This is a genomic window from Thalassolituus sp. ST750PaO-4 (assembly GCF_020320405.1).
Taxonomy (GTDB): Bacteria; Pseudomonadota; Gammaproteobacteria; order Pseudomonadales; family Oceanobacteraceae; genus Venatoribacter; species Venatoribacter alkanivorans.
On record NZ_JABVCB010000001.1, the window covers coordinates 390,925 to 409,110 of the forward strand.

The window sequence follows — 18,186 nt, forward strand, 5'->3', positions numbered from 1 at the left end:
GCGGGGCTCAGCCAATAATGCGGTTACGGCCCAGCGATTTGGCACGGTACAGCGCTTTATCGGCACTCTGCACCAGATTTTTGATACTTTTTCCATGCTCGGGACAAGCCGCCAGACCCGCACTGACCGTCAGCGGGATACGGCGGCCAGATGCTTTAAGGCTGGCATTTTCCAGTTGCTGGCGCAGCTCTTCACACACACTCAGACCAGCCGCAAGACTGGTATCCGGCATCAGCAACAGAAACTCCTCGCCTCCCCAGCGCATCAGAGTGTCACTCGCCCGCAGCCGTGAACGGAAGGTGTCAGATGCCAGTCGCAGTGCCCTGTCACCCACCTGATGTCCAAACTGGTCGTTGATGTTTTTAAAGGTATCCAGATCCAGTAAAGCAATCGTGAGCACGGTACGTTGCCGGATCGCCAGCTGTAACTGCTGTTCAAAGACCGCATAACCGGCACGGCGGTTCAGCAGGCCGGTCAGTTCATCAATGGTCGCCAGTTCCCGCAACCGGACTTCCAGCTTTTTGTATTCATCAATATTGTGCACCATGCCCACCACCCGCAGTGCCCGGCCATTATCATCGCGGGCACAGACATAACCGCGGTCATGTACCCAGATATAGTCGCCGTTGCGGGTTCTCAGACGGTATTCAATATCGTAAATATCCTGTTTACCGGAGACGTATTCTTCGGTTTCGGCCAGAATGTGTTCGGCATCCTCCGGATGCAGACTGTCTTTCCAGGTAAACAGAGTGTGCTGCACTTCGTAAGGGCCGTAACCCAGCATACGTTTGAGCTGAGGGGCATAAAACACGTCGTTGGTGGCCAGATCCCAGTCCCAGATACCGTCCGAGGCTTCATTGAGAACAAACTGCATGATCGGCTCAAGATCATGCAGTGTTTTCTCGATTGCCTTACGCTGGGTAATATCGCGTACCGAAGACAGCAGATATTCCGTACCATCCCAAACCACCACATGGCTGGAAACCTCTACCGGAAATTCGCTGCCATCTGAGCGGATATGGCGGCCGGAAAAGACATAGTCAGGGTCTGAGCGGATTGCCTGCACCACCAGCTGCCAGTGAGCAGAATCGCGGATATCCCGCTGCTGATCAAAGACCGTGCGCTGCACCAGCCGCTCACGGCTGAGCTTCTGCTGGCGGCATGCTTCGTCATTCACTGCCACTATTTCTGCAGTCTGCGGATTGACGATGTAGATGGCTTCTTTCAGCTGGTCGAATGCCTGCAGATAACTGAGCAGCTCCGGACCATATTCATGGGTCATATCAATACCTGTTCAGGCGGTATTTCCGGCAGGACAATCCAAACCTTTGTCTCAAAGAATAGACCAATTGTGCCTCTGTACAGGAATGCCAGATATAAAAAAGGCCACTCAAGAGTGGCCTTCAGCAGCACCGTTTAAGGTATCAGTCCTTAAAGGTGTTTTTTGCGATAAAGCTTTGTACCGTTGCCAGATCAGCAGGCAGCACATTCAGACGCTCTTCACGTTCCATCAGATCGGTCAGGTGATGCGGCAGTTTTGGCATATCGAAACCGGCACGCAGTACCGCTTCTTCAAACTTAACCGGATGCGCAGTTCCCAGAGTGATCATCGGAATGTTCTGGTTACGACGGCACTCGCGCGCTGCTTTCACGCCGATGGCGGTATGCGGATCAAGCAGATATCCGGTTTCACCGAAGACTTCCTGCATAGTGGCGACCGTCATATCTTCACTGACGGCATAGCTGTCGAACAGTTCACGGGCTTTGGCAAGCTTATCTTCGTCCAGAGACACCACATCTTTTTTGGCGTTCATGCGTGCCATCAGATCCGCCAGTTTGGCACCGTCACGGTCATACAGATCGAACAGCAGACGCTCAAAGTTGCTGGATACCGCGATATCCATCGACGGCGTGATGGTGTGCTGCAGCGGGTGTACTTCGTACTGATTCTTGCTCATCAGACGATGCAGAACATCGTTGCTGTTGGTGGCGATGATCAGCTGTTCAACCGGCAAGCCCATTTTCTTCGCCATGTAACCGGCGAAAATATCACCGAAGTTACCGGTTGGAACGGAATACGCCATTGGACGCAGCGGGCCACCCAGGTTCAGTGCGGAATAGAAGTAGTAAACGATCTGCGCCATGATGCGCGCCCAGTTGATGCTGTTTACGGCTACCAGTTTGCGCTCACCACGCAGGAACTGCTGGTCACCAAAGCTGGCTTTAACCATGTCCTGCGCCTGGTCGAAGTTACCTTCGATGGCGATATTGAAGATGTTGTCACCTTTAACCGTGGTCATCTGGCGACGCTGAACTTCAGATACCTTGCCGTGCGGATGCAGAATAAAGATGTCGACGTTACGACAGGCTTTGGTGCCTTCAATCGCGGCAGAACCGGTATCACCGGAGGTGGCCCCCATGATCACCACTTTCTCGTGGCGGCGTTCCAGCACGTAATCCAGCAGGCGACCCAGCAATTGCAGAGCGAAGTCTTTGAATGCCAGCGTCGGGCCGTGGAACAGTTCCAGTACGTATTCGTTGTGGTCAATCTGCTGCAGCGGAGCAACCGCTTTATGACCGAAGCCTGAATACACCTCATTCAGCATTTTCTGCAATGCGGCGGAATCCACACAGCCTTCCACGAACGGGTAAATCACCTTGTGTGCCAGTTCGGTGTACGGCAGGTCACGCCAGGATTCGATCTCTTCGAGGGAGAATTGCGGTACGTCTTTCGGCACATATAAGCCGCCGTCGGTGGCCAGGCCGGTCAGCAGTACGTCTTCAAAGGTCAGTTCCGGCGCATTACCGCGGGTAGAAATGTATTTCATCATGGGCGAAAGCCTGCGTGTCTTCCAAAGGTATGAAAAGGGGTGTGTAAAAAATGCGCGTAGTTTACATGGTTAAGGCCGCCGCTGCATCTTGCCTGCGGCCTGTTTACCGACAACGGCCGGCTACAGCTGCTCAAGCAGCTCCGGGCGGTAATCATCCACGCTCGGCGTCAGTCCCAGTCGCTCAATCTGCTTCTCCAGCTGGGCAATCTGAGTGTTCAGTTCATCCATGGTCAGCGTGTTGTCTTCCAGCTGGTGCAGATGCTTTGAACCGTGCAGGAAATAGTACTGAATGGTCACCGCCAGCGGGTTATCAGCCTCCAGCGCCGCATTCAGCTTTGCACTGGCCCGGTAAATCCGGTTCAGCGCCTGCTTCAGGCGCCAGACGTACATTACCTCAGTCAGCGCAGGATGATCTTTAAAGCGGTTAATCAGCGCCGCAATCACTATGGCGGCGGTTGCCACTCCCGCCGCGTTGAGCCAGAAATTGGACTCTGCACTGCCCCACAGGGCGATATATAACGTTGAAAACCCCAGCGACAGAACCAGCAGCGTTGCGACCAGTGCCGCCTGAAAACGGTTCAGATGTTTTTTAAAGCGGGCCTTATCAATATTCTCAAGTTTCATGCTTACTCCTGCGACGACAGCGGACGAAAGAAATCGCCCAGCTCGCGGTATAAATCTTCGTTTAAAAAGCAGGACACATATTTGCCCTGTTTTTCGACCCGGATCAGCCCGGCATCCACCAGCGCTTTTACATGATGAGAGACGGTCGGCGCGCCAATGCTGAGCTTACTGATAAAGTCAGCGACACCACAGCCAGCTACCGGGGCCGGTAAGCCGGTGCGGCTGTGCTCTGTTAAGGGCTGTTCCGCCTGATGATGACGCACAACTTCCAGATACATCTGCAAACGGTTGGGATGAGCCAGTGCTTTAAAGGCATCGGCCAGCAGGTTCACCCCTTTATCGGTCAGTCGGCACATAGATTCACTGTGAACATCCGGAAAGTGGGCGGCAGTGTACTTCAGCCTCCGTCGTTTTAACACGATGGCAGGATAACACTTTGACAATCATCAAACTGTTTCTTAGCATCCGGTCAGTTCGACAACTGTCAAACTATAAACAGCCGCAAAATAAAAATAACCGTATCAGCCAACGGAGTTCTGCCATGCGCACCTTCCATAACAAAACCGCTCTGATTACCGGTGCCTCCAGTGGCATTGGCGAATCCTTTGCCCGCCAGCTGGCCGCCGCCGGTTGCCATCTGATTCTGGTGGCACGGCGCGAAGACAAATTACTGGCGTTAAAACAGGAGCTGGAGCACAGCGCAGGCATCCGCGTGCAGGTGATCAGCCAGGATCTGGCTCAGCCCGGCTCGGCCACAGAGCTGTTTAATAAAACCCAGGCACTGCAGCTGCCCGTCGACCTGCTGATTAATAACGCCGGTTTTGCCCAGCATGGCTATCTGCTGGACGTGCCGATGCCGGTTCACAGTCAGATGATCCAGCTGATGGTCACCACCCTGACCGAGCTGACCTGGCTGTTCGCCGCCGATATGAAACAACGCGGCGGCGGCCATATTCTGCTGGTGTCATCCCTGCTGGGCTTCTTACCCGGCCCGCAGTTTGCCAGCTACGCCGGCAGCAAAGCCTATGTACTCAACTTTGCCGAATCGCTGGCGCGGGAACTGCGCCCGCACAAAATTCACATCAGCGCTCTCTGCCCCGGCGGTACGGCCACCGAGTTTATGGATGTATCCGGACAGAAGATTGAAGGCCTGCGCACCCTCGCCATTATGAGCAGCGACTCAGTCGCACGAGCCGGTCTGAAAGGCGTGATAAAAGGCCGGGCCAGCGTTGTCCCCGGGCTGCTGTATAAAGCCTCGGTGTTTGGCATCCGCTTTATTCCGCGACAGCTGCAGGCTATTTTCGGTGAAGCGGCAACGCGCTAAGCGTTGCTGTTCTGCTGATCCAGCCATGCCTGAACGGCAGGGCCTGTGCCTATGGGCCAGGCCTTCAGCTTATTAACCGCAATGTGCTTATAGGCGGCCAGCTCGCTGGTATCCATCACGATTTCCCCTTCGGCGTGCACCTCATACACCAGCAACAGCTGGTTGGCCTGAGCGAAGGGGTAATGACCCAGAAAACGGACGGCGGTACTGCTGAGCCCCAGCTCTTCTTTAATCTCGCGCACAATACCCTGTTCCGGCGTTTCACCAGACTCCACAAAACCACTGACCAGCGCCAGCATCCCCTCCGGCCAACCGACATTATTCACCAGCAGTACATGCTCTTGCGTTTCTGGCTGCGGCCGGTGCAGAACGATTGCCGCAACCACCGGAACCGGGTTATTCCAGTGGATAAACCCACAGCCAATCCGCACGCAGACCCGTCGCTGATCCACCTTCCCGGGTTGCAGCTCAGCCGCACAATGCGGGCAATAACGAAATTCCGGCATTCTGTTTTCTCCTGAAACATCAATGTAACGCTGCGATGAAATGCTGAAACGAAACGCAGCAAAACCGGCGCCACGCACATCCCACGTTTCCCCAGTTATAACTGCTTAAACCTGACAGCAACATGAACCGTTGCAAAAAGCAGTGGCTATCTGCCGACTTCTGGCACAAATGCCTCCTGTAAGCCTACCTACCAGTAGGTAGGCTAATCACAGTCGATACTAACAAACGCCCAGAGCGATGCCGCAATGACCACAAAATCCGCCAATGCCCGCCAGACCCGTCAGCAGCTGATTGATGTTGGCGCTGACCTGCTCTGCCGCCGTGGTTATACCGGCTTCAGCTATCAGGATCTGGCGCGCGAACTGGGCATCAGCAAACCCAGCGTGCATCACCACTTCGCACAGAAAGCCGACCTTGGCCTGGCACTGTGTGACTGGACCGAACAATGGCTGCGTGATGGTTTCGCGCACTTTGATCAATATGGGCAAAATGCACCGGACAAACTGCAGCGTTATCTGCGTGCCGCCGCCAAACATACCTTTAACGAACATAAGCAGTGCCCACTCAGCGCCCTGCACAGCGATCTGGCGCAACTGCCGGATGCCATGCGCGCACGCCTGAGTGACCTCAGCCGGCTCGAAGTGGATTGGGTTGCTGCGGTGTTCAGCCAGGGGCTGGCAGACGGCGAGCTGCAGGCTCCGGCCACTGCCAGTGCCCAGGAACTGGCGCAGTTATTTATTTTTGCCTGCAAAGGCGCGCTGTATTACGCCCGCCTGTTAGGGCGTGAACACTTTGAGCAGAGTATGTCGCTGTTGCTGCAACAGTGGCTGCCGGATGCACAACCGGCGCAATCACGTACACCCCTTTAACAATTTCCGACAACCTTTTAACCATTTCCGAAACAGTAAAAAACAGCCAACAGGAATACCGATATGAGCAATGTCCACGGCGCCGTCAGCGCCCTGTTTGAACCCATCACCCTCGGCCCGCTGCAACTGAGCAACCGTATTGTTATGGCTCCGATGACCCGCACTTACTCGCCGGGCAACGTTCCCAATGAGCTGGTCGCCGCCTACTACGCCCGCCGTGCCGAAAATGAAGTGGGTCTGATCATTACCGAAGGCACCTGTGTTGGCCATAAAGCCGCTAACGGCTATCCGCGCGTCCCTTTTATTTATGGTGAAGACGCACTGGCCGGCTGGAAAAAAGTGGTCGATGCAGTACACGCCAAAGGCGGCAAAATCGCTCCACAGCTGTGGCACGTTGGCGCCATCCGTAAAGAAGGCGTGGAGCCTGATCCGTCAGTACCGGGTTACAGCCCGTCCGGTCTGGTCAAAGCCGGTAAAGAAAATGGCGTAGCCATGAGCAAAGAAGATATTCAGGAAGTGATTGAAGCCTTCGCTCAGGCAGCTGAAGATTCCAAACGCATTGGCTTTGATGCGGTGGAAGTACACGGCGCCCACGGTTATTTAATCGACCAGTTCTTCTGGGAAGGCTCTAACCAGCGTACTGACGAATACGGTGGTGATCTGGTTGCCCGTACCCGTTTCGCCTGCGAAATTGTCTCTGCCATCCGCGACCGTGTTGGCCCGGATTTCCCGATTATTTTCCGTTTCTCCCAGTGGAAACAGCAGGATTACAGCGCCCGTCTGTGTGAAACCCCGGAAGAACTGGAAGCTTTCCTCAAGCCACTGGTCGAAGCCGGTGTCGATATTTTCCATTGCTCAACCCGCCGTTTCTGGGAAAAAGAATTCGCAGGTTCCGACCTGAATCTGGCCGGCTGGACCAAAAAAATCACCGGTAAGCCGGTGATTACCGTCGGTTCTGTTGGCCTGAATGCCAGCTTTATTGATGAAGACAAACGCGACATGGTTGACGCCTCCGGTGTTGCCACCGCCTCCATCGATGAACTTGGCCAGCGCATGGCGGCCGGTGAGTTTGAACTGGTGGCCGTTGGCCGTGCACTGTTGCAGGACCCGGAGTGGGTATTGAAAGTCAAGGCTGGGCGTTACGACGAACTGGAAGACTACGATAAAAAATCGTTAATGCAGCTGGTGTAAATACCACGCAGATAACGCAGAACGGGCCTGATCAGGGCCCGTTTTTATTTCTGTCCGTTAACCCGGGCAATAAAAACGCTTTTATATTTTCCCGCCAGCGACAGAGTAGGCATTTGCGCAACCATCTGGCATGCTGCTGTTTTTATCCATCCGGATTCCCGCAATATGCCTGCTTCTCATACCAGCTGCCTCTGTGGTGCAGTAAAAATAACCGCAACCAATATCAACCCTAAATTTACGGTATGCCACTGCCAATCCTGCCGCACCTGGGGAGGCGCGCCTTTCTTTGCCGTTCAGTGTGGTACAGAGGTTACGTTCGAAGGCGAAGACAATGTGAAAATGTACCAGTCATCCGCCTGGGCATCTCGCGGATTCTGCAGTGAATGCGGCACTCACTTGTTTTATAAATTAAAAGAAAGCGGTGAATACAACATGCCCGTTGGCCTGTTTCCAAAGTTGGAAGGATTGAAAATGGTGATGCAATATTTCAGTGATGCCCGGCCTGATTACTACTGTTTTTCAAATGAAACTCAGGAAATGACAACCGCTGAAATCATGGCGTTTTTTGCTGAAAAAATGTAACCGCACCACCAGTAACCAGCTCAGCAGCAATCCGTCCCCTGCGCCATCCTGCGCGTTGCTGACACAGCCAACCATCAGGCAGTGTCAGCATTGACCAGCAGCCGAAGCCCCGGCATAGTTCAGCCAACTTTTCAGGCTGTACGCAGGACGCTTTATGAACTGGATATTCAACAACCTCTTCAGCATTATTCTGGCCATTATTATTATCAGCCTGAGCTGGAAACTATGGCGTAAAATCGCCATTAAATTGCGTGCCCGGCATATACAGAATTATGCCTTTCCCGGCACCTTAAAACGCAAGGTGGCACAGCGCTACCCCCATCTGGACGAAGCTCAGTTGGCGCTGGTAATGGACGGACTGCGCGAATATTTTCAGATCTGTAATATCGCCGGACGTAAACCCGTTGCCATGCCCTCGCAGGTGGTCGACCTCGCCTGGCATGAATTTATTCTGTTCACCCGCAAATATCAGGAATTCTGCCGTTCCGCTTTTGGCCGTTTTCTGCACCACACACCGGCCGAAGCCATGAGCACGCCAACCACCGCCGCCAACGGCATTAAACGCGCCTGGCGTATTGCCTGCGCGCGGGAATGGCTGTCAGCCAAACAGCCCAACAAACTGCCGTTACTGTTTGCGCTTGATGCCCAGCTGAATATTGATGACGGATTTTTTTACCAGCTCAACTGTCAGATGGCAGCAACAGGCCCAAACAAGAAAACACAACACGACACAACGCCTTACTGTGCCAGCCATATTGGCTGCGCTTCCGGTTGCTCCGGCAGTGGCGGCTGTAGCGGCAGTTGCTCATCGGGCTCCGACAGTGGCTGCAGCAGCGGCTGTGGAGGAGATTAAACGAGAGTGATCAAACACTCACAATCACAACAAAGGACTCAAGCATGTTAACGGATACAACCGGGCTGTTTTTATCGCTGATTTTTGGCTCCATCGGTTTTGGTTATTTTATTTACGGTAAGCGCCAAAGCCATAAAATCGCACTGTGGAGCGGCGTTGCCCTGATGATTTACCCCTACTTTGTATCTAATCACTACGCCATGGTGATGACCGGAATTGGCCTGATGCTGGTGCCCAGGTTTTTACGTCTGGACTAACCCCGGCACTCATACTGTCCAGCAATGCTGCGCTCATAATGCAGACGCAACCCAGCCAGCCCCATACACTCAAATGCGCTTCTCCCAGCCACCAGGCCGTTAATACCGCGGTGACCAGTTCCATAATAATAATCAGCGACGAGCGGCTGGCAGGTAAATGACTGACGCCCCATTGCGAGCCGAAGGATACCGCCAGAAGCCAGGTTGCACCGTACAGCATGGCCAGCAAAACGGCATTTTCCGATACCTGCAACAGCTGATCGGAATTCTGTGTATCCGTCTGCCAAAGCCAGCTCAGCAACATAAAAAATGCGGCCCCCAGCAACATACTTTCTGCTTTTAATACCAGCGCAACCTGCTGCCCTTTACGGAATAAAATATTATTCGCTGCATAGGTAAAACCGGCAATCAGCCCCAGAGTATCGCCTGTTCCCCAGGGCGTTTTCAGTAAGGCCGCCTGCCAGTCACTCCCCGGCTGAATACCCGCCACCAGCACCACCCCCAGCAAAGCCAGCATAATCATCAGCGCTTTGCCGGCACTGACGGTCTCATGCAGAAATAATCGTCCAAGCAAGGTGCTCCACACAGGTAACAGATAAAACAGCACCATGACCCGCACCACATTGCCTTCCAGCAGCGCCAACGAAAAACTGGCATTGGCCAGACCACCGACCAGAAATATTCCTGCTAACAACGCTTTATTCTGCTGCCAGTGCACCAGCACCCTGTGCCACTGACGCCACAGGATCACCGCGGTCAGCACACTGGCCACGCTGTACGCCAGTAGCAGCAGTAATGAATGACTGATTCCGGCGTTTTCAATAGCGTTCAGTGGTATCCAGGCACTGCCCCAGAGAACCGACGCCAGAAACAGCACCGCCGCAGGATTCAGAAATTCACGCATACACACTCCCCGAAGCACCAAAACAAAACATGCGGATAAAAACTGCCCTTAAATGCGGCATAATTTTCTGTTTCAGATTTATTGATATGTTTCTCGCCCGACAATTTAGGGCATTTCTGTATGCCCTGTGCGCAAAAATCATTCATTTCCGTGCTTTGTAAGAATTGGCACACCATTCGCAAATACCGTTGAGATGCGAAAACAATGGGGTGTTCTGCATCGCTCGCGGAATTGCTACACTGAGTTCCGTTAATAGGTCGCTAGGGTTCCGGTTTGTGTTGTTAAACACGAACGACTGGTCCGAGAGCAACCGACCTCAGCCGCGTGCGGGGGTTACACGGAGGGATAAAAGCCCGGGAGATCACTGGAACATTCGCTCAGGCCAGCCTGTGCAATGCCCCTTGTATCCGCTCCGTTAACCCGAACAGGAGTGCGCTTATGCGCCGGCTGATTAATCAGAGAATTTCCCGCCCACTGGCTTTTTTTCTGGGCGCCCTGCCCTTCATTATCGCCATCCTGCTCTATATGGCAGCCTCAACCGAGCGCCTGAGCGAAAATCCGAATGACAAATTACTGCCCGCCTTCAGCACCATGGGCGACACACTGCTGCGCATGGCGACCGAAGAAAATAAACGCAGCGGCGATATTCTGCTCTGGGTCGATACCCTCGCCAGCCTTGAACGCCTGGCCATGGGCGTTGGTATCAGTGCAACTATTGCTCTGTTATTTGGTTTAACGCTGGGTGCCCTGCCGCTGCTGCGCGCAAATTTATCACCCTTTACCACCGCCATCTCGATGGTGCCGCCCATGGCCCTGCTACCGGTACTGTTTATTGTTTTCGGTCTCGGTGAAGTATCGAAAGTGGTGCTGATTGTGATTGGCATCACGCCATATTTAATCCGCGAATTACAAAGCCGTGTGTCTGAACTGCCGACCGAACAGTGGATTAAGGCCCAGACGCTGGGCGCCAACAGCTGGCAATTAATGCTGCGCATGGTGCTGCCGCAAATGCTGCCACGCCTGGTCGATGCGCTGCGCCTGTCGATGGGGGCTGCCTGGTTATTTTTAATTGCCGCCGAGGCCATCGCCTCAACCGAAGGGCTTGGCTACCGGATTTTTCTGGTACGCCGTTATATGGCAATGGACGTCATCCTGCCTTATGTGGTGTGGATCAGCCTGCTGGCGATTATTTCTGATCAGTTACTGAAACAACTGAACCGCAAATTATTCCCCTGGTATCAGCCGCAATAAATGCACTGATCTTCAGACGCAGGATAACCACAAGGTGGAATATTTATGAGTTTTATCGAATTTAAAAAAGTCAGCAAAACCTACGGCGATCAGCCGGTGCTGGACAATATCAATCTGAGCGTTAAAAAAGGCGAATTTGTGACCATGGTCGGAGCATCCGGCTGCGGCAAATCGACCTTTCTGAAAATGCTCTCCGGTCAGGAAAGCGCCAGTAAAGGCCAGTGTCTGCTGGATGGTCAGCCATTAACCGACGAGCCCAGTGTCGACCGCGGTATTGTGTTCCAGAAATACTCGGTATTCCCCCATCTGAGCGTACTGGACAATGTCATTCTCGGGCTGGAATTTGCCCAGAGTAAATTGCTGGCCCGCCTGTTTGGTAAAGCCCGTGCCCAGGCCAGAGAAAAAGCCATGGATCTGTTGCAGCGGGTAGGACTGCACAGTGCCGCTAATAAGTATCCGCATGAACTGTCCGGCGGTATGCAGCAACGCCTGGCCATTGCTCAGGCATTAATTAAAGAGCCAAAAATCCTGCTTCTGGACGAACCCTTCGGAGCCCTTGATCCGGGTATCCGTGCCGATATGCACCAGTTAATTCTGGATTTATGGCAGCAGACCGGTACCACTATTTTTATGGTCACCCACGATATTGGTGAGGGTTTTTATCTCGGCAGCCGTTTATTGGTATTCGATAAAGTCCGCCACGACCCCATGGTTCCCAATGCCTGGGGGGCGACCATTACCTACGATTTAAAACTGAACCAGAGCAATCATGGCCAGCTGGCTAAAAGCGGCGACAGCGCTCAGGAACATTCTTTATACAACGATATTCAGCACTCCGTTCATGCCACAGCCCGTGTGCAGGACGAAGCTGGCATCGGGGCAGACATAAGCGCCTGAAGGAGAACATATGACTCAGTTAAGCAAAAAACATCAGCAATTTTATCAGGGCGAGGCCGTTTATCAGGATACGCTGGGAGGCGGATGCCACTGGTCGATGCGGGTAAAAAAAGGCACGGTCATCACCTTTACCGACCTGCACGGCGGCGCCAACCTTGGCCTGTTAATGTTTAACCCATACGACCTGCTGGAAAAGTACAACGCACCGGATACCTTAAAATGCCAGCATACCTTTAAGCTGACTCAGGGCCACTGCCTGTATTCCGACATGGGCCGTATTTTTGCCTCTGTTGTGGCCGATGACTGCGGCTGGCACGACACCGTCTGCGGCAATATTAATAAAACCATGGTGGCAGAAAAATGGGGCATTAAAACCTATCAGGAAGCCCGTAATGGCTGGACACAGAACGGCTATGACAGCTTTCTGGTGGAGTTCGCCAAATACGGTCTGTCACGCAAAGATATGGCCGCCAACCTCAATCTGTTCAGTCAGGTTCAGACCGATGATCTGGGTAATATGCGCTACATCGGCGATGCATCAAAGGCCGGCAATGCCATCACTTTACGTTTCGAAATGGACACCCTGCTGATCATGCACACCTGTCCGCACCCGTTAAACAATGCCACCGAATATCCTGTGCGGCCGGTGCACTACCATCTGGGCAGAGCCGCCGCCATTGCCAGCGATGATGAGTGTAAAAATCACTGTGCAGAAAATCAGCGCGGTTTTCACAACAATTTTCTCTATAACTTCTGCGAAGCCTGAGGAGCCGAATCATGATTAAAGCAAGCACACTGCAGCCCCAGGATGCCAGTTTCCGCCAGACAGTACTGGCCGGTGATTATTTTATTCACCGCATCGAAGCCGGACAGACTCTGCGTATTCTCGATCTGGAAGGTAATCAGGCCGCCGATACGCTGTTTTATAACGCCGATGATCCGGGCGAACGCTACAGCGCCACCGATACCATCCGCGCCCAGGGTAATGTGTATCTGACGGCAGGCTCGGTATTAATGACTAACGAAAACCGCCCGCTGCTGGAAATTGTCGCCGATACCTGTGGTCGGCATGACACCTTAGGCGGTGCCTGCGCCACCGAATCCAATACCGTGCGCTACAGTCTGGAAAAAAAGTGCATGCACGCCTGCCGTGACAGCTGGATGCTGGCCATTAACGAGCATGAAGAATACGGGCTGGATAAAGCCGATATTACCCACAATATTAATTTCTTTATGAATGTACCGGTCACCGCTAAAGGCGGACTGACCTTTGCCGATGGCATTTCCGATGCCGGCAAATATGTCGAACTGAAAGCCCTGATGAACACCATCGTGCTGATATCCAACTGCCCGCAGCTGAACAACCCCTGCAATGCCTATAACCCGACACCGATTGAAGTGATTGTCTGGTAATCCTGCCTGCCGATCAGAAAATTCATATTTCAAGCAGCCGGACGACCGGCAGGCTTCAGTATTTATGCAGGACGACCTGCCTCTTGTGCAACAACATACGTGAAGTGAAACAAGACATTTAAGAATGAGGCAAGACCATGTTTAAAAAAGTCTTAATCGCCAACCGTGGCGCCATTGCCAGCCGTATTATCCGCACCCTGAAAAAAATGAATATTCAGGCGGTTGCGGTTTACCATCAGGCCGACCAGCATTCGCTGCATGTCCAGCAGGCCGATGAGGCTTACTGCTTAGGTGATGGTACGGTCGCGGATACCTACCTGAATCAGGAAAAAATCCTGCAGATTGCAAAAGACTGCGGTGCTGAAGCCATTCACCCCGGTTATGGATTTTTAAGCGAAAATACCGGCTTCTCCCATGCCTGCGATCAGGCTGGCGTGGTCTTTCTTGGCCCCACCGCCGCACAAATGGATGCCTTTGGTTTAAAGCATTCGGCGCGTGCACTGGCGCAGGACAATAAAGTTCCGCTGCTGCCGGGCACCGAACTGCTGACCGATATTCACAGCGCCATCCGTGAAGCCGGGCGCATTGGTTATCCGGTGATGTTAAAAAGCACCGCCGGTGGTGGCGGTATTGGTATGCAGCTGTGTTACAGCGAGGCCGAACTGCAGCAGGCGTTTGCCTCGGTAAAACGTTTAAGCGCCAATAACTTTGCCAACGATGGCGTATTTATCGAAAAATTTGTCGAAAAAGCCCGCCATATCGAAGTACAGATTTTTGGTGACGGTAAGGGCCAGGTACTGGCATTGGGCGAGCGCGACTGCTCCATTCAGCGCCGCAATCAGAAAGTGCTGGAAGAAACACCGGCACCGGGTTTAACCGCACAACAACGTGAAGCCTTGCACAGCACAGCAGCGCGTCTGGGCCGCTCGGTTAATTACCGCAGTGCCGGTACAGTCGAATTTATTTACGATGCCGATTCCGGCGAGTTTTATTTTCTCGAAGTGAATACCCGCTTACAGGTTGAGCACGGCGTTACCGAAGAAGTCTACGGTATTGATCTGGTGGAATGGATGGTGCGCCTCGGTGCCGGAGAAACGCTGCCACTGACAGAGCATTTCATACCCAAAGGCCACAGCATTCAGGCACGGATTTATGCCGAAGATCCGGCACAGGATTTTCAGCCCTGCGCCGGATTATTAAGCAATGTCCGCTGGCCTCTGATAAAAGAGACTTCCGGTTGGCCATCACTGCGTATTGATACCTGGGTAGAAAGCGGCTCAGAAGTACCGGCTCTGTTCGATCCTATGCTGGCCAAAGTGATTGCCACCGCCGCCAACCGCGATCAGGCGCTGGCAACCCTGGCAGAAGCGCTGGCCAACACGGAATTGTACGGACTGGAGTGCAACCGCCGTTATCTGCTCGATATTCTTAAGGATAAGCGCGTACAAGCCGGTGATGTGTACACCCAGTTATTAAAAACACTGCAACACCAGCCCACCAGCGTGCAGGTATTAACCGCCGGAACACAAACCACCCTTCAGGATTTACCCGCGCGCATTGGCTATTGGGATATTGGTGTGCCACCGTCAGGCCCGTTCGATGGCTATTCTTTTGCTCTCGGTAACCGTTTACTCGGTAACGCAGAGCAGGCCGCGGGTCTGGAAATTACCTTAAAAGGCCCGGTGCTTAAATTTAACGCACCGACAAGGATATTACTGGCTGGTGCCACCACCAACGCCAGCCTGACCCGAGCGGGCCTACCCCCTGGCAGCCTGAGCCACAACAGTACAACCAGTGATATTGAATTCTGGCAGGTCATTGATATTAATGCCGGCGATATTCTCGACTGCGGCAGCGTTGGCAGTGCCGGTGCACGGGCTTATTGTTTAATTGCCGGTGGTTTTAACTGTCCGGATTATCTGGGCTCAAAATCCACCTTTACGCTTGGTCAGTTTGGCGGCCATAACGGTCGCGCATTATTACCGGGCGATGTGTTGCATTTTTCCGCAGATAATAAAGCAGAACCTGCAACCCTTAACGATCCGGCTTTGCTGCCCACGATTGCCAATGAATGGGAATTACGGGTTATTTACGGCCCACACGGTGCACCTGAATTTTTTACCGACAGCGATATTGAACGCTTCTTTGCCCACACCTGGGAAGTGCACTACAACTCCAGCCGTACCGGTGTGCGCCTGATTGGCCCAAAGCCAGAATGGGCACGGGCCGACGGTGGTGAAGCCGGGTTACACCCATCCAATATCCACGACAATGCCTACGCCATTGGTACCGTCGATTTTACCGGTGATATGCCGGTGATTTTAGGGCCGGACGGCCCGAGTCTGGGCGGCTTTGTCTGCCCGGCCACGGTGATAACCGCGGATTTATGGAAACTCGGCCAGTTAAAAGCCGGTGATAAAATCCGCTTTCTGCCGGTGAGCCAGCAGACTGCCGTTGTCTTAAACCGCGCACAGCAAAACAGTCTGACAACACTGAGGGCAGAGGATTGTGCGGTTGAACGCTGGTTACCGGACAGCCCGATTGTGCACAGCATCGCTTATACCGGTCAGGCAGACTCACACCCGACCGGTGTCGTTTATCGCCCCAGCGGTGATCAGTACTTACTGGTGGAATACGGCCCGCTGCAGCTGGATATCCGCTTGCGCTTCCGCGTTCATGCCTTAATGCAGTATTTAAACACACAGAATATTACCGGCCTGTGGGAGCTGACACCGGGCATCCGCTCGCTGCAGCTGCACTACGATTCCAGCCGCTTAAGTCAGCAGGAATTACTGCAGATATTAATTGCCGCCGAAGATCAGCTGGGCGACTTGCAGGATGCCGAAGTGCCGTCGCGCATTGTTCACCTGCCACTGTCGTGGAACGACGAAGCCTGCCAGCTGGCGGTGAATAAATACATGCAATCGGTACGGGCCGACGCGCCCTGGTGCCCGGATAATATTGAATTTATCCGCCGCATTAATGGCCTGAACTCCATTGATGAAGTGAAAGATATTGTCTTTAACGCCAGTTATCTGGTGATGGGCTTAGGCGATGTGTATTTAGGTGCTCCGGTGGCAACACCCATGGACCCGCGCCACCGTCTGGTCACCACCAAATATAATCCGGCGCGTACCTGGACGGCGGAAAACTCCGTCGGTATCGGCGGTGCTTATATGTGTATTTACGGTATGGAAGGTCCGGGCGGTTATCAGCTTGTTGGCCGTACCTTGCAAATGTGGAACCGCTATAAAACCACCGGCGAATTTACCCAGCCCTGGCTGCTGCGCTTTTTCGATCAGGTACGTTTTTACGAGGTCAGCCACGACGAACTGATGACGATCCGCCAGCAGTTTCCCCATGGCCAGTATCCAATAAAAATCGAAGAAACCCGCTTTAACCTGGCGGAATACGAACGCTTTTTGCAGGAACAGGGCACAGGTATTTCAGCCTTCCAGCAGGAACGGCAAAAAGCCTTTCAGGCAGAACTTGAAGAATGGAAAGCCTCAGGAAAATTCCATTACGACAGCGAACCTTCGGTGCTGGAAGAAAGCGATGAGCGCCCGCTGGCAGACGGTGAATTCAGCATCGACAGCCATGTATCCGGCAACGTCTGGCAATGTCTGGTTAAACCCGGCGATCAGGTCAGTGCCGGTCAGCCTCTGGTGGTGCTGGAATCCATGAAGATGGAAATTGAAGTCAGCAGCCATCAGAGCGGTACCGTGGTGGAAGTGCTGCGCACAACCGGCCAGAGCGTCAGTCCGGGCAAAGCCCTGGTCATTCTGCAAACAGCCGGTCACGGGGAGTAATTACTCCCCACTTCTCTGTGGCAGGTACTGGTAATGCCCTGATCATGCTGCAAACAGCCGGTAACGGGGAGTAATCACTCCCCACTTTTCTGTGGCAGGTAATGGTAATGCCCTGGTCATTCTGCAAACAGCCGGTAACGGAGAGTAATCACTCCCCACTTTTCTGTGGCAGGTACTGGTAATGCCCGGTAATCCGGTAACGGAATAACATATCCTCCAGCACCGGACCGGCGCCAATGTTATGCACGATTAACGGCCTGCCGGAGCCTGACGCATAGCGGTCACTGACCACGCCAATATGCGGCAGGTTGCCCGGCAGCATCCAGGTGACCAGATCCCCCGGCTGATAATCGGCCGGGTTATCACTGACGGCTAATGTCTGGCCATTACGCTGAAAAAACGCCTGTAAATTCGGCACCCGGCGATGGTCAATATTTGTATCGGTACGGGTCATACCCCAGATACGGCGCGATGGGTAAGCGGCAAAATCAGCCACCATATCTTCGTGCACCCGTTGCTGTAAATCGATCCCCAGGGCGCGGTAGCTGCGGATCACCACATCGGTGCACACGCCAATGTCTGGCGCCACATCACCATTGGGATAGGCAATTTTCTGGTAAGCGCCGTCATAGCGCACCTGCTGAGTCGTACGCTGCAATGCTGCGGCCACCAGCTCCTGACGGAAAGCCGCGGCGCTGCCCTCCCCGGCATTAACCTGCACTGTGGCCAGTATAAAGACCAGCAGCGTTATGCCGGGCAACCATTTGAATGTCTGCATCCTGTTCATAACCTGAGATTCCTTTCGTTAATGGTCAGCGGATATCTGAGCATCATAAGGCATAACCCTAGCCTTACCCGCATCAGGATTGACCAG

At 53.4% G+C, this 18,186-nt stretch carries 18 protein-coding genes and 1 riboswitch; of the genes, 11 read left to right on the forward strand and 7 right to left on the reverse strand.

Annotated elements, in window-relative coordinates; translation table 11 throughout:
- Positions 1-7: 7 nt before the first annotated feature.
- The 4 genes from HUF18_RS01820 to HUF18_RS01835 all read right to left on the reverse strand — a co-directional run bounded on the left by HUF18_RS01820 (position 8) and on the right by HUF18_RS01835 (position 3,811).
- Positions 8-1,282 (reverse strand): sensor domain-containing diguanylate cyclase, encoded by a 1,275-nt coding sequence (locus HUF18_RS01820; protein ID WP_145470031.1) that lies wholly within the window; start codon positions 1,280-1,282, stop codon positions 8-10.
- A 142-nt stretch (positions 1,283-1,424) separates the two neighbouring features.
- Positions 1,425-2,828 (reverse strand): threonine synthase, encoded by a 1,404-nt coding sequence (gene thrC / locus HUF18_RS01825; protein WP_225690970.1) that lies wholly within the window; start codon positions 2,826-2,828, stop codon positions 1,425-1,427.
- Positions 2,829-2,951: 123 nt separating this feature from the next.
- Positions 2,952-3,455 carry a DUF3087 family protein gene (locus HUF18_RS01830; RefSeq protein WP_225690929.1) on the reverse strand — a complete coding sequence of 168 codons (504 nt, stop codon included), beginning with the start codon at positions 3,453-3,455 and terminating at the stop codon, positions 2,952-2,954.
- Between the two features lie 2 nt (positions 3,456-3,457).
- On the reverse strand, positions 3,458-3,811 hold the full coding sequence (locus HUF18_RS01835) for an ArsR/SmtB family transcription factor (protein ID WP_225690930.1): 354 nt from the start codon (positions 3,809-3,811) through the stop codon (positions 3,458-3,460).
- 185 nt (positions 3,812-3,996) lie between these two features.
- Between HUF18_RS01835 and HUF18_RS01840 the strand changes: the two genes are divergently transcribed.
- Complete coding sequence (locus HUF18_RS01840; RefSeq protein ID WP_145470028.1) at positions 3,997-4,779, forward strand: SDR family NAD(P)-dependent oxidoreductase; 783 nt, start codon at positions 3,997-3,999, stop codon at positions 4,777-4,779.
- On the opposite strand, the gene HUF18_RS01845 is transcribed toward HUF18_RS01840, so the two are convergent.
- Positions 4,776-5,285 carry an NUDIX domain-containing protein gene (locus HUF18_RS01845; RefSeq protein WP_225690931.1) on the reverse strand — a complete coding sequence of 170 codons (510 nt, stop codon included), beginning with the start codon at positions 5,283-5,285 and terminating at the stop codon, positions 4,776-4,778. The two genes, HUF18_RS01840 and HUF18_RS01845, sit on opposite strands and share 4 nt — an antisense overlap.
- Before the next feature lie 246 nt (positions 5,286-5,531).
- On the opposite strand from HUF18_RS01845, the gene HUF18_RS01850 reads away from it, so the two are divergent.
- From HUF18_RS01850 to HUF18_RS01870, 5 genes are all read left to right on the forward strand, one after another.
- Positions 5,532-6,155 (forward strand): TetR/AcrR family transcriptional regulator, encoded by a 624-nt coding sequence (locus HUF18_RS01850; protein WP_225690932.1) that lies wholly within the window; start codon positions 5,532-5,534, stop codon positions 6,153-6,155.
- Positions 6,156-6,218: 63 nt separating this feature from the next.
- Complete coding sequence (locus HUF18_RS01855; protein WP_145470025.1) at positions 6,219-7,346, forward strand: NADH:flavin oxidoreductase; 1,128 nt, start codon at positions 6,219-6,221, stop codon at positions 7,344-7,346.
- 165 nt (positions 7,347-7,511) lie between these two features.
- Positions 7,512-7,928: a GFA family protein gene (locus HUF18_RS01860; protein WP_145470024.1), complete on the forward strand. Its 417-nt coding sequence runs from the start codon at positions 7,512-7,514 to the stop codon at positions 7,926-7,928.
- Between the two features lie 154 nt (positions 7,929-8,082).
- Positions 8,083-8,781, forward strand: coding sequence for a glycine-rich domain-containing protein (locus HUF18_RS01865; protein WP_225690933.1), 699 nt, complete (start codon positions 8,083-8,085; stop codon positions 8,779-8,781).
- Between the two features lie 44 nt (positions 8,782-8,825).
- Positions 8,826-9,038, forward strand: a complete 213-nt coding sequence (locus HUF18_RS01870; protein WP_225690934.1) for a hypothetical protein — start codon at positions 8,826-8,828, stop codon at positions 9,036-9,038.
- On the opposite strand, the gene HUF18_RS01875 is transcribed toward HUF18_RS01870, so the two are convergent.
- On the reverse strand, positions 8,968-9,942 hold the full coding sequence (locus tag HUF18_RS01875; protein ID WP_225690935.1) for a DMT family transporter: 975 nt from the start codon (positions 9,940-9,942) through the stop codon (positions 8,968-8,970). The genes HUF18_RS01870 and HUF18_RS01875 overlap by 71 nt on opposite strands.
- Positions 9,943-10,191: 249 nt before the next feature.
- Positions 10,192-10,304, forward strand: a riboswitch (guanidine-I (ykkC/yxkD leader).
- A 76-nt stretch (positions 10,305-10,380) separates the two neighbouring features.
- On the opposite strand from HUF18_RS01875, the gene HUF18_RS01880 reads away from it, so the two are divergent.
- From HUF18_RS01880 to uca, 5 genes are all read left to right on the forward strand, one after another.
- Positions 10,381-11,193: an ABC transporter permease gene (locus HUF18_RS01880; protein ID WP_225690936.1), complete on the forward strand. Its 813-nt coding sequence runs from the start codon at positions 10,381-10,383 to the stop codon at positions 11,191-11,193.
- A gap of 45 nt (positions 11,194-11,238) precedes the next feature.
- Positions 11,239-12,090, forward strand: a complete 852-nt coding sequence (locus tag HUF18_RS01885) for an ABC transporter ATP-binding protein (protein ID WP_225690937.1) — start codon at positions 11,239-11,241, stop codon at positions 12,088-12,090.
- 10 nt (positions 12,091-12,100) lie between these two features.
- Positions 12,101-12,856, forward strand: coding sequence for an urea amidolyase associated protein UAAP1 (locus tag HUF18_RS01890; protein ID WP_225690938.1), 756 nt, complete (start codon positions 12,101-12,103; stop codon positions 12,854-12,856).
- Positions 12,857-12,867: 11 nt separating this feature from the next.
- The gene (locus HUF18_RS01895; protein ID WP_225690939.1) at positions 12,868-13,503 is read left to right on the forward strand and encodes an urea amidolyase associated protein UAAP2; all 636 of its coding nucleotides are present in this window, start codon (positions 12,868-12,870) and stop codon (positions 13,501-13,503) included.
- 137 nt (positions 13,504-13,640) lie between these two features.
- Positions 13,641-17,312: an urea carboxylase gene (uca, locus tag HUF18_RS01900; protein WP_225690940.1), complete on the forward strand. Its 3,672-nt coding sequence runs from the start codon at positions 13,641-13,643 to the stop codon at positions 17,310-17,312.
- Between the two features lie 148 nt (positions 17,313-17,460).
- On the opposite strand, the gene HUF18_RS01905 is transcribed toward uca, so the two are convergent.
- Entirely contained in the window at positions 17,461-18,099 is a 639-nt protein-coding gene (locus tag HUF18_RS01905; RefSeq protein ID WP_225690941.1) for a DUF1287 domain-containing protein, read from the reverse strand.
- Positions 18,100-18,186: the final 87 nt, after the last annotated feature.

Coding starts and splice junctions, on each gene's coding strand:
- HUF18_RS01820 (WP_145470031.1), bottom strand. CDS start 1,282: ATGACCCATGAATATGGTCCGGAGCTGCTCAGTTATCTGCAGGCATTC.
- thrC (WP_225690970.1), bottom strand. CDS start 2,828: ATGAAATACATTTCTACCCGCGGTAATGCGCCGGAACTGACCTTTGAA.
- HUF18_RS01830 (WP_225690929.1), bottom strand. CDS start 3,455: ATGAAACTTGAGAATATTGATAAGGCCCGCTTTAAAAAACATCTGAAC.
- HUF18_RS01835 (WP_225690930.1), bottom strand. CDS start 3,811: ATGTGCCGACTGACCGATAAAGGGGTGAACCTGCTGGCCGATGCCTTT.
- HUF18_RS01840 (WP_145470028.1), top strand. CDS start 3,997: ATGCGCACCTTCCATAACAAAACCGCTCTGATTACCGGTGCCTCCAGT.
- HUF18_RS01845 (WP_225690931.1), bottom strand. CDS start 5,285: ATGCCGGAATTTCGTTATTGCCCGCATTGTGCGGCTGAGCTGCAACCC.
- HUF18_RS01850 (WP_225690932.1), top strand. CDS start 5,532: ATGACCACAAAATCCGCCAATGCCCGCCAGACCCGTCAGCAGCTGATT.
- HUF18_RS01855 (WP_145470025.1), top strand. CDS start 6,219: ATGAGCAATGTCCACGGCGCCGTCAGCGCCCTGTTTGAACCCATCACC.
- HUF18_RS01860 (WP_145470024.1), top strand. CDS start 7,512: ATGCCTGCTTCTCATACCAGCTGCCTCTGTGGTGCAGTAAAAATAACC.
- HUF18_RS01865 (WP_225690933.1), top strand. CDS start 8,083: ATGAACTGGATATTCAACAACCTCTTCAGCATTATTCTGGCCATTATT.
- HUF18_RS01870 (WP_225690934.1), top strand. CDS start 8,826: ATGTTAACGGATACAACCGGGCTGTTTTTATCGCTGATTTTTGGCTCC.
- HUF18_RS01875 (WP_225690935.1), bottom strand. CDS start 9,942: ATGCGTGAATTTCTGAATCCTGCGGCGGTGCTGTTTCTGGCGTCGGTT.
- HUF18_RS01880 (WP_225690936.1), top strand. CDS start 10,381: ATGCGCCGGCTGATTAATCAGAGAATTTCCCGCCCACTGGCTTTTTTT.
- HUF18_RS01885 (WP_225690937.1), top strand. CDS start 11,239: ATGAGTTTTATCGAATTTAAAAAAGTCAGCAAAACCTACGGCGATCAG.
- HUF18_RS01890 (WP_225690938.1), top strand. CDS start 12,101: ATGACTCAGTTAAGCAAAAAACATCAGCAATTTTATCAGGGCGAGGCC.
- HUF18_RS01895 (WP_225690939.1), top strand. CDS start 12,868: ATGATTAAAGCAAGCACACTGCAGCCCCAGGATGCCAGTTTCCGCCAG.
- uca (WP_225690940.1), top strand. CDS start 13,641: ATGTTTAAAAAAGTCTTAATCGCCAACCGTGGCGCCATTGCCAGCCGT.
- HUF18_RS01905 (WP_225690941.1), bottom strand. CDS start 18,099: ATGAACAGGATGCAGACATTCAAATGGTTGCCCGGCATAACGCTGCTG.